The sequence below is a fragment of the Saccharopolyspora antimicrobica genome, from assembly GCF_003635025.1.
Classification (GTDB): domain Bacteria; phylum Actinomycetota; class Actinomycetes; order Mycobacteriales; family Pseudonocardiaceae; genus Saccharopolyspora; species Saccharopolyspora antimicrobica.
This window is the reverse complement of the sequence record NZ_RBXX01000002.1, coordinates 6,012,722-6,026,947: the sequence shown is the minus strand read 5'-3', so window position 1 is coordinate 6,026,947 and position 14,226 is coordinate 6,012,722. Positions and strand designations below refer to the sequence as shown.

General features: G+C 67.8%; 10 protein-coding genes. 7 read left to right on the top strand and 3 right to left on the bottom strand.

Features of this window, described 5'->3' with window-relative positions; all coding sequences use genetic code 11:
* Positions 1–58 precede the first annotated feature (58 nt).
* Positions 59–1,231 carry a 3-deoxy-7-phosphoheptulonate synthase gene (locus ATL45_RS28730; protein WP_093156742.1) on the bottom strand — a complete coding sequence of 391 codons (1,173 nt, stop codon included), beginning with the start codon at positions 1,229–1,231 and terminating at the stop codon, positions 59–61.
* Between the two features lie 461 nt (positions 1,232–1,692).
* Here ATL45_RS28730 and ATL45_RS28725 point away from each other — a divergent pair, with 461 nt between their 5' ends.
* From ATL45_RS28725 to ATL45_RS28695, 7 genes are all read left to right on the top strand, one after another.
* Complete coding sequence (locus tag ATL45_RS28725; RefSeq protein WP_093156744.1) at positions 1,693–2,001, top strand: chorismate mutase family protein; 309 nt, start codon at positions 1,693–1,695, stop codon at positions 1,999–2,001.
* 51 nt (positions 2,002–2,052) lie between these two features.
* On the top strand, positions 2,053–4,113 hold the full coding sequence (pabB, locus tag ATL45_RS28720) for an aminodeoxychorismate synthase component I (protein ID WP_342775316.1): 2,061 nt from the start codon (positions 2,053–2,055) through the stop codon (positions 4,111–4,113).
* The gene (locus ATL45_RS28715) at positions 4,113–5,069 is read left to right on the top strand and encodes a 2-dehydropantoate 2-reductase N-terminal domain-containing protein (RefSeq protein WP_093156745.1); all 957 of its coding nucleotides are present in this window, start codon (positions 4,113–4,115) and stop codon (positions 5,067–5,069) included. The genes pabB and ATL45_RS28715 overlap by 1 nt, the downstream gene beginning before the upstream one ends.
* 98 nt (positions 5,070–5,167) lie before the next feature.
* On the top strand, positions 5,168–6,403 hold the full coding sequence (locus tag ATL45_RS28710) for an aminotransferase class I/II-fold pyridoxal phosphate-dependent enzyme (protein WP_246025598.1): 1,236 nt from the start codon (positions 5,168–5,170) through the stop codon (positions 6,401–6,403).
* Between the two features lie 17 nt (positions 6,404–6,420).
* Positions 6,421–8,754 carry a peptide chain release factor N(5)-glutamine methyltransferase gene (prmC, locus tag ATL45_RS28705; RefSeq protein WP_093156747.1) on the top strand — a complete coding sequence of 778 codons (2,334 nt, stop codon included), beginning with the start codon at positions 6,421–6,423 and terminating at the stop codon, positions 8,752–8,754.
* Between the two features lie 58 nt (positions 8,755–8,812).
* The gene (locus ATL45_RS28700) at positions 8,813–11,770 is read left to right on the top strand and encodes an amidohydrolase family protein (protein ID WP_211841314.1); all 2,958 of its coding nucleotides are present in this window, start codon (positions 8,813–8,815) and stop codon (positions 11,768–11,770) included.
* Positions 11,771–12,334: a GNAT family N-acetyltransferase gene (locus tag ATL45_RS28695; protein ID WP_093156750.1), complete on the top strand. Its 564-nt coding sequence runs from the start codon at positions 11,771–11,773 to the stop codon at positions 12,332–12,334.
* A gap of 155 nt (positions 12,335–12,489) precedes the next feature.
* Here the strand turns inward: ATL45_RS28695 and ATL45_RS40285 are convergent, their stop codons facing one another.
* On the bottom strand, positions 12,490–12,756 hold the full coding sequence (locus ATL45_RS40285; RefSeq protein WP_093156751.1) for a response regulator transcription factor: 267 nt from the start codon (positions 12,754–12,756) through the stop codon (positions 12,490–12,492).
* 378 nt (positions 12,757–13,134) lie between these two features.
* On the bottom strand, positions 13,135–14,139 hold the full coding sequence (locus ATL45_RS28685; protein ID WP_170210382.1) for a helix-turn-helix domain-containing protein: 1,005 nt from the start codon (positions 14,137–14,139) through the stop codon (positions 13,135–13,137).
* Positions 14,140–14,226 lie beyond the last annotated feature (87 nt).

Sequence of the window (14,226 nt, the reverse complement as noted above, 5' to 3'; positions counted from 1 at the left end):
GTGAGCGGCCGCGGGATCCGCCGCTCAGTACCTGTAGGTGGTCTCAAGCTCCAGGCGTTCAGCGCGCCGCAAGGAGAAAGGCGTCGACGACCTGCGCCGCTTGAGCCGGGTTGAGCCTGGGATCGCAGACAGAGCGGTAGTCGGGGAACGCCAGGCGACCCTCGAACTCCTCGGGGCCGTCCACGCATTCCGTCACCGGGTCCGGAGTCAGCTCCAGGTGCAGACCCGCGGGCCACTGCCCCCGTTCGCGCAGGACCCGCACGAACGTCGTCACCTCCTCCAGCACGGCGGGCAGGAACCTCGTCTTGACACCGCCGCTCGTGCGCGACGTGTTGCCGTGCATCGGGTCGCTGAGCCAGATCACCGGCCCGGCATGCCTGGCCACCTCCTCCACCAGGAGCGGTAATCGCCTGCCGACCTCGCTCGCCCCCATGCGCACGATGAGCGTCAGCCGCCCTGGAATCCGGTCCGGGTTGAGCTTGTGAACGAGCTCGACCACCTCCACCGGCGTGACTGCCGGGCCGATCTTCACCCCGATCGGGTTCTGGACGGACTCCGCCAGCCGCACGTGCGCGCCGCCGACGTCCCGCGTGCGCTCACCGACCCAGCCGAAATGCGCGGACGCCGCGAACTTCCCCATCGACCCGGATCTGACCAGCGGTTCCTCGTACGGGAGCAGGAGCAGTTCGTGAGCGGCGTAGACCCGCTCGGCAGCCGGCCGGCCGATCCACGAGGAACGCATCGTGTCCAGCACCGCCCGAGCGCTGTGGTAGGCGGTCAGCAACCGGTCCGGGTCGGGGATCCTCAGCACGGGGTCAGCGGCGATGTCGTTCACCGCGTCGCCTCGGTAGCTCGGCAGGCTCCGGCCGTCGGGCAGCTCCTCGTGGGAGGTGGATCTCGGCTTGGCGTACTGGCCCGCGATCCTGCCGATCGGCACCACGGGCAGCTCGGCACCGGAGCGCAGCACCGACGCCACTCCCTGGAGGTGGTCGAGCTTGCGCCGCACGGTGCCGGGCTCCGCGTCCGCGAACCGCTCGGCGCAGTCGCCGCCCTGAAGCACCAGCGCTTCACCGAGCGCCGCTGCTGCCAACACCTCGCGGAGGCTGTCGATCTCGTCCTCCGTGGTGAGCCCGGGCAAGTCGCTCAAGGTGCGGCGCGCCCGCTCGACGAGTTCACCGTCCGGCCAGTCCGGCTGCTGTGCCGCCGCAGCCGTGTTGAGGGAAAGAGTCACTGAACACCGCCTGAATTGTATGAACCGAGCGTCGCGAAACTTCGTTCCTTCTCCCGCGGCAATGGCCGCCCGTGGGGTATCCGGTCACCCGGAAGCACGACAACGAACGACATGGCGGGTCTTGTCCAGTTTCATTGGTAACCCCGCGACCGCGTGTGGCCGCACTGCCTCTTCGCGGATTCACTAACGGTCTCCGACAAACAGCCTAGCGGTCGGCTGCCGAACGGTTTTCCGGAACGGAGACTAGCACGACCCGATCTTCCGCACGACTTCCTCCAACAGCTCGGCGAATGTTTCACGACGGTCAACAAAGGCCACTGACCTGGCCTTTCATCCACCTCCATCGCAGATGTCCGGCCATTTCGCACCCACAACGTCAGGAAGCTGCCATCCACTGGAGATCCACCCGACCGCGTGCTGTAATTCGACCAAGCCGAAGCCCAAACCCGGGAGGCACGCCCATGGCGGAAAACTCAGCGGAATCCTCCCCATTGACGAAGCTGCGGGGCGAACTCGACAACATCGACGAACGACTTCTCGACATAGTCAGGGAACGCATCGATTGCTGCGTCCGCATCGCCCGGCACAAGAATGAGCACGGCATCCCCATGATGCAGCCCCACCGCATCGGGATCGTCCAGGAGCGGGCCGCGAATTACGGCCGGGCCCACGACGTCGATCCCGATTTCCTGCGCCGGCTCTACGACCTCATCATCGGCGAGACGTGCCGGGTCGAAGACATCGTGATGGGAAACAGTCCGTCGAATTGATCGCGCCTGGAGAAACCAGTTCGGCGCACGAGACCTGCGGAGAGCGTTCCATTGCTGCGGACGTTGCTTATCGACAACTACGATTCCTTCACCTACAACCTGAACGACCTCCTGCACCGCGTCAACGGCGCGGCCCCTCACGTGGTCACCAATGACACGCCCTGGTCGGACATCGACCTCTCCCGGTACGACTCCATCGTCGTCTCCCCCGGACCGGGTCGCCCGCAGCGGGAGCGCGATCTCGGCATCTCGGCACTCGCGCTGAAGCAGACCCAGATCCCCGTCCTCGGCATATGCCTCGGGCACCAGGGGATCTCCCACCTGCACGGTGGCCGCGTCGAACACGCCCCCGAGCCGATGCACGGCCGGGTGTGCGAGGTGCACCATTCCGGGACGGACCTGTTCTCGGGCCTTCCCTCGCCTTTCAAGGCGGTTCGCTACCACTCGCTCGCCGCAGGTGATCTGCCTGCCGACGTCGAGCCGTTGGCCTGGACCGCCGACGGCGTCGTCATGGCCCTTCGCAGCCTGCGCGCACCGCAGTGGGGCGTGCAATTCCACCCCGAATCGATTCTCAGCGAATTCGGCGCCGATCTGCTCTACAACTTCCGGAGGCTGGTGGAGGACCGGGGTTCAGGATCCGAGCCGACCGCACCCGCCCGCCGGCGGTCGCGGTACCGGATCGAGTGCCGGGAGATCGACGCCCTCCCCGAGACCCAGGAGCTGTTCGTCGACCTCTACGGTGCCTCGGAGAACGCGTTCTGGCTCGACAGCTCCAGCGCCGACCGCGGTGTCGGCCGGTTCACGATCATGGGGGACGACTCGGGCCCGCTCGCCGAGCATCTCAGCTACTCCGTCTCCGCCGGCGCCTGGACGATCACTTCCCGCGGCCGGTCCGAAGAGGTCGCAGCGGGTTTCTTCGACCACCTCAACGAAGAGCTCGCGAACCGCCGGGTCGAGCACCCGTCGCGGCTGCCGATCGACTTCAACCTGGGATACGTCGGCGCTCTCGGCTACGAGCTCAAGGCGGAGACCGGTGTGCGGAACCAGCACGTCTCACCGCTGCCGGACGCCCAGCTCATCTTCGCCGACCGGGCGATCGTGGTGGATCACCAGGCTCGCCGCACCTACCTGCTGGCGCTGATCGACCCACGCGCCCCCGAGACGATGAGCGGCAGCGCGGACTGGCTCGACCAGACCTCCGACGTCGTGCAGCGGCACTCCGCAGCGGCTGGAGCACGCGCTTCGGAAGCACCCGGCACCGAGGCCGGCGAGCGACCGCAGATCCGCTTCGACCAAACGCGCAGCGCATACCTGGACAGCATCGCCGCCTGCCTGGAAGCGATCACCGACGGAGAGTCGTACGAGATCTGCCTCACCAACACCGGTGAGACCTCTCGGCTGGCCGATCCGCTGCGGACCTACCTGCGGCTCCGGTCGACGAGCCCGGTCCCGTTCGGGGCGTACTTGCGCGCCGGCAGCACGGCGGTTCTGAGCGCCTCCCCCGAGCGGTTCGTCGAGGTGCGCCGGGACGGCCGCGTTCAGGCGAAGCCGATCAAGGGCACCCGCCCGCGCGGTGAAACGCCGGAAGCCGACGCCGAACTCGTGCGCGACCTGGCGACCAACGTCAAGGACCAGGCGGAGAACCTGATGATCGTCGACCTCCTCCGCAACGACCTGCACCGCGTGTGCGCGGTGGGCAGCGTGCACGTGCCCAAGTTGTTCGACGTCGAGACGTACTCGCACGTCCACCAGCTCGTCAGCACCATCGAAGGGCAGCTCGCAGCCGGTAGCACGGCTGTGGACTGCATACGCGCCGCCTTCCCCGGCGGGTCGATGACGGGTGCGCCGAAGGTCCGCACCATGGAGATCATCGACTCGCTCGAGCGGAGAGCACGGGGCTACTACTCCGGTGCCATCGGCTGGCTCTCGCTGAGCGGCGCGGCCGATCTGAACATCGTCATCCGGACGCTGGTCAACGACGAGCGGTCCTGCACCTTCGGTGTCGGCGGAGCGATCGTCTCGCTGTCCGACCCCGAGGAGGAGTACCGCGAGACGCTGGTGAAGTCGCAGGCCATGGTTTCGGCCCTCGACGCGACCATTGAGGACATCTGATGGTCGACGAGCAGCGCGCGCGGCACGACGCGGACCCGCGCCCCCGGGTCGCGGTCATCGGCTACGGCAACGTCGGCCGCTTGTTCGGCGACCTGCTGGCCAAGGCGGCCTGGCACGTCACAGCGATCGACCCGCACTCCCCTCCGGAACCGTCACCCGCGGGCGGCGTTCCCGACCTCCGCGTGCAGGCCGACATCGGCCGGCCCACGCCCGAACTCCGGCAAGCGCTCTCCGACATCGACGTGGTGATCGTCGCGGTGCCCGAGCGGGCGGCGCTGGCCGCCGTCGACGTCATCGACGAATGCGTTGCCCACGACGTCACCATCGTCGAGACGCTGTCCCGCAAAGCGCGTTTCCTCCAGGCCGCCGAGGACGTTCTCGCGCCACGGCCGCTGGTGAGCCTCAACCCGCTCTTCCACCCGTCTCTCGGGTGGGTCGGGAACACCGTGACCGCGTCCGTCGTGCGAGGCGGCTCGAACGTGGACCGGCTGCTCCACCTGATCGGTGAAGCCGGTGCCCAAGTGCACCACCTCTCGCCCGGGGAGCACGACCGGTGCGTGACGGTCGTCCAGGCAGTGGCGCATGCCGTCATTCTCGGCTTCGCCACCACGCTGCCGCGTCTCGGTCTGCCGCCGGCCGACGTGATCGCCTGTTCGCCCCCGCCTGCCCGAGCCCTGCTGGCGCTCGCGGCCCGGGTGCTGACGGCGAACCCGGAGACCTACTGGGACATCCAGAACTCCGGAGAACCGGGCGCGACGGCGCGAACCGCACTGCGGGACTCGGTGGACGAACTGGACAACCAGGTGCTCACCGGAGACGACACCGCCTTCGAGCTCGCGTTCGCCCGGTTGCGGACGTGGCTCGGCGACGACCTCGACCGGTTCGCAGACGATGCGGCGCACCTGCTCGGCGCGCTGGTGGCCCGGAGAAGCGATTCCCGCACCGCGGACCGATGAGCGTGCCACCAGCACCGCGTTCACACGTCCCGTTCCGCACCGCCCACGTCAATCCGCTTCACCCGCCAATGCACGCTACTACCCTCCAAAGGAGCCACGTGACCAGCGTGAATGATGTGCTGCCGACCAACCGGATCGTTCGGCGGTCCGCGGCCACCACGGACATGTACGACAGAGCGGTCAAAGCCTCGCTGACCGGGCACACCATCACCGGCCGTTCCGGAAAGACGGTTCGGCTGTCGGACGGGTCCGAATGCGTGGAGTTCGTGTCGTGCTCATACCTGGGGCTGGACGACCACCCGCGCCTGATCCAGGCGGCGCGCTCCGCGATCGACAAGTACGGAATCCACTTCTCCTCCTCGCGCAACAGCATGCAGCCCGTCGAGATCGACGAGCTGGAGGAGCTGTTCGGCGAGATCTACCCCGGCATGACCAGCGTGGTGTTCAACTCCGTCAGCAGCGTTCACCTGGGGGTGCTGCCCCTGCTCGGAGCGGGCATCCTGAAGGGGTACCCGATCTCCGGGAACGGCCCGCTGTTCATCATCGACCGGACGGCGCACGCATCGATGCAGTGCATTCGCGGCGTCCTGGAGCAGACCGGCCCGGCCATCCGGTTCCGCAGCGAGGAACCCGACACCCTCACCGCAGCCCTGGCCCAGGCCCAGTCGGAGAACCGGACCCCGATCGTGCTGGTCGACGGAATCGGATCGATGGGCGGGCTGATCGACGTCGCCGGCATCAGCGAAGCCGTCGGCGAAGAACGCGGGTACGTCTACATCGACGACGCGCACGGGACCTCGATCAGCGGGCCCCACGGCGCCGGCTACGCCTTCGAGGCGCTGGGCAACCGGATTCCCCCGCAGGTGCTGCTGGTCGGTTCGCTGTCGAAGGCCTTCGGCGGCTCCGGTGGCGTCATCCTCGTGCACTCGCCTGCGGATGCGGAGGTGTTGCGCCGCGAAGCCAACCCGATGGTCTTCGGCCACTCCAACATGATCACCCACGTGGTGGCGAACGCGGAATCCGCGCGCATGCACCTGGACGGAACGGTCGCCACGCTCCAGGACCAGCTGTGGGCGAACGTCGCGCTCTTCGACAAGTGCACCACCCGCAACGTCGTCAACGCCGGAGCGCCTTCACCGATCCGCGGGCTGGCCATGGAAACCGAAGAGGCCGCGTTCCAGAGCGCAGTGCGACTGCGCGAGGCGGGCGTCCTCTGCTTCCCGGTCTTCTACCCGGTCGTCGCCCGGGGCACCGGGCTGCTGCGCTTCGCGATCTCCGCCAAGCACACGCCGGTCCAGATCGAGTCGATCGCCCACCACATCACCACAGTCTGAACAATCAGGAGAAGCGGATGAGTCCCCGTACTTCCCAGCCCGGTTACGACGTGATCGTCGTGGGCAACGGTGCCCTCGGCTCGTCGCTCGCCGTCGAGTTGGCCGGGCGTCAAGGATCGGTCGCGCTGATCGGTCCGGCGCACCGCCCGTACGCGGCCTCGGCTGCGGCCGGCGCCATGCTCGGCTGCTTCGGCGAGGTCACGACGGCGCTGCTGGACAACGCGCACGGCATGACGAAGTTCGATCTCGACCTCAAGGCCAAGGACATCTGGCCGGAGTGGTTGCAGAACATCTCCGACGGCACGTCCGACGGCACCGAGCTCCTCACCGCATCGGGCACGACGGTGCTGCTCAACACGGTCGGCAGCGGCCCGATCGACTCGGGGAACTACGCCGCGATCCGCGCGATGCTCGACAAGTACGACGAGCCCTACGAGAGCGTCGACCCCGCCGACATCTCCTGGCTCGACCCGGACCCGAACTCGCGTCCGCTGGAGGCCCTGCACATTCCGGGCGAGCACGCGGTGGACTCCGGGCGACTCCTGCGGCGGCTGGAGCGCACCGCCGAGGACCGGGGCGTGCACGTCGTGGACGACCAGGCCGTTTCGCTGGTCAACAGCGATGGGCAGGTCCGCGGCGTCGTGCTCGCCAGCGGCGCGACGTTGAGCGCCCGGAAGGTGGTGCTGGCGGGCGGTGTCGGCTCCCAGGACCTGATCGACTCGGTTCCCGGCCTCGGTGCGTGCATCCCGCGCCTGGTCGCCGGGTACGGGGTGTCGGTCGTGATGACCACGCAGGACGGCACGCAGCCCGAGTCGGTGATCCGCACGCCGAACCGCGCCTTCGCCTGCGGTCTGCACGTCGTGCCCCGGGGTCTGGGGCGCGTGTACGTCGGCGCGACCAACATCATCAACCCGCGGCCGCTCGCCGACCCGGTGCTGCGCGACCTCGAGTTCCTGACCGGCTGCGCGCACCGGCAGATCCGCCGGAACCTGTGGTCCAGCAGCATCGTCCAGGTCAACGTCGGGAACCGGCCGGTTTCGCTCGACGGCTTCCCGCTGCTCGGTGAGACGCCGCTGGACGGCCTGTGGATGATGACCGGCACCTACCGCGACGGGTTGTTCCTCTCGCCGCTGCTGGCGCGGGAGTTCGCCCGGCGGCTGGCGGGCGAGGAACCCGAGCTCGACCTCGACGCCTTCACCCCGGAGCGCGCGCCGCTGGAAGGCGTGTCCCGCGAGGCAGTGATCGACACGACCGTCGAGCACATGCTCGCGACCGGCTACGAGCACCACTGGAACATCCCGACCGACTGGCAGGAGTACCTGGCGGCCGACCTGAAGCCGATCTACACGCGGTGGGCGGACGAGATCGACGCCGGGTTCACCCCGCCGCCCGAGCTCCTCGCCTCCTCGCGGCTGCACCCGCACATGGTCGAATGGCTGCGGGCCTACTACGACAACTGCCGTGCGAAGTTCGGCGCCCCGGCGAGCGCGGAAGTCCGCACCGTCCGGGATCAGGTCGACAGAGCGCAGGAAGTCCTCACCTCCGCACAGGTCTGGGCGCCCCGGCAGGACGTTCTCGCCCTCGCCGCGCACGTGACCAACAGCACCCCGGAGAGCCTGGACCTCGACGCGTCCCTCACCGGATCCAGTGCCGAGGAGTTCTGGTCGTTGGTGCGACGCCGGGCCGACCGGGTGCCGCTCGAGTACCTGACCGGCCGCGCAACGCTGTTCGACCTGGAATTCCACGTCAACGAAGGCGTTTTCATCCCGCGCGTCCACTCCGAGGCGATGATCGAGAACGCGCTCGCGCGGTGCTCCGTCAACCGTCTCCGCGCGGTGGACCTGTGCACCGGGTCCGGCGCCATCGCGCTGGCCATCGCCCGGTTGCGCTCCGACTCGACCGTGACCGGCGTCGACATCTCCGCCGCGGCCGTGCAGTGCGCACGGCGCAACGCCGACCGGCTGCAGGAGAAGATCCCGAACCCGGCGGAGTTCATCGAGGGCGACGCGTCCGATCCCAACCTGCTGACCGATCTGGACGGTGGAGTGGACCTGATCACGGCGAACCCGCCGTACGTCCCGCACAGTCTGCAGATTCCGCCGGAGTGGGCCGTCTACCAGCCCACCGAGGCGATCTACTCGGGGTGGGACGGGCTCGACCTCACGCGCTCGATCGTGGCGACCGCGGCGCGCCTGCTGAAGAAGGGCGGAGTGCTGGCGATCGAGCACTACGACACCGTGGTCGACGACGTCGTGGACATCCTGCGGTCGGCCGGGTTCACCTCGGTGACCAGCCACACCGATCACGACGGTTTCGCCCGCTACGTCGTCGCGCAGTACCTGGAGGCATGACCTGGTGACGTTGTCACGACGAGCCCTTCTCAAGGGTGGCGTTGTGGTGGGCGGCGCGGTGGCACTGACCGGGTGCACCGCGCCGCCGGCACCGGAGCACGGTGCTGGGACCATCATCGGCCAGGCCACCAACATCGCCCTCTCGCACCACGCCGGAACGCGCGTTCTGGCCTTCGACGCGGGCAACGTGCTGTGGGTCCTCCCGGTCGCCGGCGGGCAGGCCCGGCGGCTCACCGAGGACGCCGAGGACGCGACCTGGCCGTCGTTCTTCCCCGACGGGAAGCGGATCGCCTTCCAGTCCTTCCGCAACGGGGTCTACGACATCGCTTCCGTCGACGTGGTGTCCGGGGCCGTCGAACGGCTGACGCGCGGCCCGCAGTACGACGTGGACCCGTGCGTGTCCCCGGACGGGAGCCGCGTCGCGTACGTGTCCGACGCCGGAGGCACCAGCGCGGTGTGGCTGCTCGACCGCGCCGACGGCCGGCCCCGACCGCTGGTCGGTACCGACGACGAGCGCGCCTACCGCGCGCCCACGTGGCATCCGGACGGTCAACGGATCGCCTACGTCGCTGGTGACTCGGCTGTCGAGGTCCTGCATCTCGCCACCGGCGACCGGAAAGTCCTCCACACGGCTCCAGCGGGGCAGTCGTTCCGGGGCACGTCCTACGGCCCGAGCGGCGATCTCGCCTACGTGCTGGTGGACGGCCCGCGGTCCACGCTCTTCCGCAACGGAACCGCTCTGTCCGCCGCTGCCGAAGAGGTCGCCCCGCTCCCACCCGCGTGGTTGTCGGGAGACGAGCTCGCGTACGGCGCCGACGGCGAAATACGCCGACGCCGCACCGGAGACCGGGACTTCGTGGCGATCCCCTTCAGCGCAGCCCTGGCGGCCCCGGGCAGTCCACCGGAAATCCGGCGGCCGATCGCCTTGCCCGAGCAGTCGGCACTGCGCGGCATCGTCGGCCCCGCTCTTTCCCCTGACGCCTCCACGGTCTGCTTCCGCGCCCTGAACGCTCTCTGGTTGCTGCGGCTGGGCGGAGCAGCGGAGAAGATCGTGGATGACGGCTACTCCAACGCCGACCCTTCCTGGGCGCCCGACGGCCGGTCCATCGTGTACTCCAGCGACCGGGGCGGTGTGGCCAATCTCTGGCGGCACACCATCGGCGAGGGCTGCGAGCCCCTGACCGATCTTCCGGACGGAGCTTTCGTCCCGAGCGTCGACCCGAGCGGTGACCGGATCGCCTTCCAGGACGAGGCCGGGACGACTTCGGTGCTCGACCTCACCACGAGCGAGATCCGCGAACTCGTGCCCGCCGGCGACTACCCGGGCAAACCGTCCTGGTCCCCTGACGGCCGCTACGTCGCGATGACCGTCACGAGGCCGGCCTCGGAACGCGATACCGCCGGTTACAACGACATCATGGTGGTGGACGTCGAGACCGGGAACAGCACGATCCAGTCGATCGCACCGCACCGGTCCATCGCGACCCGCAACGGCGACGGGCCGCTGTGGTCGCCGGATGGGAAGTCGCTCATCGCCGTGGTGGACAGCCTGGTGCACCGCGTGCCCGTGGACCGCGACGGAACGATCACGGGCCCTCCCACGCCGCTGTCCGAGCTGGTGGCTGATTCGGTCTCCGTCTCCGCTTCCGGAGACGTTCTCTTCCTGTCCCTCGGGAAAGTGGTGATCGTCGGCGGGAAGCAGTACACGCCACCCATCACGTGCCGGCAGCGGAAACCACCGCCCTCAGCCACGATCCGGGCGGGGGCGCTGTGGGACGGGCACTCCGACGGGTACCGCGAGAACGTCGACATCAAGATCGAGAACGGCTTCATCACCGCTATCGATCACGCGCGGCCCGATGTCACGCCCACGGTGGACGCGAGCACCAAGTGCGTCATTCCCGGACTGATCGACGTGCACAACCACTGGCACTTCCGCGGCCGCCAGTGGGGCAGCAGACAGGGCCCGCTCTGGCTCGCCTACGGCGTCACCACCAGCCGCTCACCCGGCGACCCGGCATATCAGATGCTGGAAACCCGCGAGTCGATCCACTCCGGGGCCGCCGTGGGCCCGCGCTTCCTCGGTTCGGGCGAGCCGCTGGACGGCACCCGCAACTCGTTCGCGTTCATGCGCACTGTTTCGTCCGAGGAGCAACTCGCCCGGGAGCTGCAGCGCGTCATCGCGCTCGACTACAACGTCGTCAAGTCGTACCAGCGCCTGCCCGTCACCTTGGAACGCTCGCTCGTCAAGCAGCTGCGCGCCCAGGGCATCCCCGTTGTCTCGCACTACCTCTACCCCGCCGTTGCGACCGGCCTCAACGGCATGGAACACACCGGCGGCGGAAACAGGCTCGGCTACTCGCGCACGCTCAGCGCTGCTGGAGGCCGGACGGCCGAGGACACGATCCGCCTGCTCAGCTCCTCGGACATGTGGGTGTCCTCCACGCTCCTCTTCGCCAACGAGATGTTCGTCGACTCTCCCGACCTAGTCGAAGATCGTCGTACCAAGGTCCTCTTCCCCTGGTGGGAGTACGAGCGTCTCAAGGAGAAGGTGCGGCAGGCCGCCGGCCCCGGCAACGAGCTCAACCGAGCCTGGACACGAGGCGACGTCGATCTCCTGCTCCGCGTCCACCGGGCGGGCGGGCTCGTCGTCGCCGGCACGGACGCGCCGCTGGACGACATCGGCATCAGCATCCACCAGAACCTCCGCGCCATGGTGAAGCACGGCTTCTCCGCGGTCGACGCGCTGAGAACCGCGACCTCCAACGCCGCAGTCGCCCTCGGCGCCGAAGGAGAGCTGGGCTGCCTCAGAGCAGGGGCGCGGGCCGATCTCCTGATCATCGACGGTGACCCCCTCCGGGAGATCCGAGACACCGCGCGCATCGAACGCGTCTTCGTCGACGCCCAGGAATACGACGTAGCAGGCCTCCTGGCGCCGTTCGAGAACCTGCCCGATTGCCGCGGCGCCCGACCGCAGCCCTACGCACCGCAAACCTGCTGCAGGAGAGGAAACTGAATGATCGAAATCACATCCCCCATCAGGACAGCACGCCTCGTCCTGCGGCCGTTCACCGAACGCGACGAGGACGACATGCTGGAGTTCGAGTCGCGTCCCGACGTGGCCCGGTACCTGCTCAACGAGCCGCGCACTCCCGAGGACAACGCGAAGGAACTCGCCGTCCGCCTGAAGCAGCACGCCCTCCGCGAGGAAGGCGACACCCTGCTGCTCGCCATCGAACTCGGCGGGAAGGTCGTCGGTTACACGCTCCTGATCTGGCTCAGCCGGCCGGACCAGCAGGGCGAGTTCGGGTACGTCCTGCACCCCGACCACCACGGCAAGGGGTACGCCTCGGAGGCCGCCGCCGAAATGCTGCGGATAGGTTTCGAAGAGCTCGGCCTGCACCGCATAATCGGACGGTGCGATCCGCGCAATGCCGCGTCGGCCGGGCTCATGGAGCGTCTCGGCATGCGCAGGGAGGGGCATTTCCTCGAATCCCAGTTCTTCAAGGGGGAATGGGGCGGGGAATACCGCTACGCCCTGCTCGCCGAGGAATGGCGCAGATCTCGCCGGGAGTCGTGATCATCGACATTGGACCCTGCGATCGACGCGTCGACGCAGGGTCCAACGATCCTCATTCACGTGCTCGGCACGGAGACGTCCTCAACGGGCGAACACCACGACCACGTCCACTTCCCCGAGAACTCCCCGGTCCCGACCGCCGAGGAGATCGCCACCTAGCAGAGGAGTCTTGGGCAGATCAATCCGCTTCTCGCGGCCTCCACCCCGGCCGCGAACCTGCCCACGACGTCGAGTTCTTCCATTATCTTGGCTATCCTGCGCCGAACAGTGCGCACGCTCAACGAGAGCCGTCGCGCGATCTGCTCATCGGTGTAACCGACCGCCAAGTAGCACACGATCTGACGAGACAGGTCGATCCGTTCGCCTTCTTTGCAGATCAGGCACGTCGCGGTGACGCCACATCCCTGCGTACCCGGTTTCATCTTCCACTCACGCCGAACAGCGGGCCTCGAACCACCGCAACCGAGCGTATTCGGGTCATCGGCACAACGAACATCCGCGATCTCCCTGAGTGAGATTGGTGATTTACCAGTTGACCTGAGCCCAGGGTTGTGAACCCCGCCACACCCGCACTGGGACCCCAGACTCCCTGATCGGCCGCTCGACGCTGAGCAGGCCGCACTTGGGCGCAAGGAACGCCGCCTGATCACGGTATCCGGATCCTGGGCCGCTCACCTGGACTACAGCGCACAACACCTGGACCCACGGCGAACTTCTCGGCCCTGGTGTGAATTTCGGCGCAACCGGGATCGGCTTACGGATGCCGGACGCTCGGACAGACGTACTACAGCCGGTGGGTCCTACAGCGGGCTCGGGATCTTCTGCTCCAAGTTCAGCATGCGGTATTCACGCGGTCTTATCCCGTACGTGGCGCGGAACAACCGAGAGAAGTAGCTGGGATCCCGGAAGCCCCACCGAGCGGCAATCACACCCACCGAGCTGCACCGCTTCGCCGGATCGGCCAAGTACCGCCGGCACTGCTCCAACCGCCGCAGGCGAATCCACTCCACCACCGTGGATTCTTCGCTCTCGAAGAGCTTGTGCAAGTAGCGGGTCGAAATGTGGTGCGCTTCGGCTATCTTGTTCGGCGACAATTCCGGGTCGTGCAGGTGACGATCGATGAAGGAGTACACCCGAGTCCGCAACACGCTGCGGTTGCTCTCCGGAGGAACGGCCGAATCACCGGCCACGCTGCTGGTCAGACCGACGGCGAGGAGATCCAGCAGGACGTTCGACAGACGCACCGCGTCGTCCCCGTACGGGACGCCCTCGTCCAGGTTCTCGGCCAGTCCGATCAAGAATGAGGAGACCAGCTTGCCTATGCCCGCACCGCCGTTTATCCGCACAGCCGTCAGGTTCTGCACCGCCTCGGCCCGAAGAGACAGCAGGTGACGCGGAAAGGTCAGCGATATCGCCCGCACCAACGACTTCGGCCGGCAGGCCAGGAGCGACGGACGCGTGACGTCCAGCATCCCGAAGTCGCCTCGATCGAACACGGCCTCGCGCCCGTCCTGGCCGAGCACGACGGATTCGCCGCCCAGCTGCAGTTCGAGGATGTAATCGTCCGACTCGCCCTGGCGGATGTGCTTCGCGCTGCGGCAGATCTCGTAACCGCTGGAAGCATAATGCTCGATGAGCGAATAGTGGACAGCTCCGAGACTGGTCGAAACTATGCGGCCCCAGAACGTCTCGTCTCTTCTGTCGATCCGCGCGACGCACCGAACGAAATTGTCCGACACCACGTGCTGCCAGTAATCGACGCGTTCACCGAATGGTACGTCATCCGTGCAAACCCGGACCACCACATATCTCCCTCGCCACAAGTATCGCAACCGCACGATCCGACACGCCGATCTTGAATCATGGGCCAAAGCCGATGGAAGGTCAACCGC

Coding starts and splice junctions, on each gene's coding strand:
- ATL45_RS28725 (WP_093156744.1), top strand. CDS start 1,693: ATGGCGGAAAACTCAGCGGAATCCTCCCCATTGACGAAGCTGCGGGGC.
- ATL45_RS28715 (WP_093156745.1), top strand. CDS start 4,113: ATGGTCGACGAGCAGCGCGCGCGGCACGACGCGGACCCGCGCCCCCGG.
- prmC (WP_093156747.1), top strand. CDS start 6,421: ATGAGTCCCCGTACTTCCCAGCCCGGTTACGACGTGATCGTCGTGGGC.
- ATL45_RS28695 (WP_093156750.1), top strand. CDS start 11,771: ATGATCGAAATCACATCCCCCATCAGGACAGCACGCCTCGTCCTGCGG.
- ATL45_RS40285 (WP_093156751.1), bottom strand. CDS start 12,756: ATGAAACCGGGTACGCAGGGATGTGGCGTCACCGCGACGTGCCTGATC.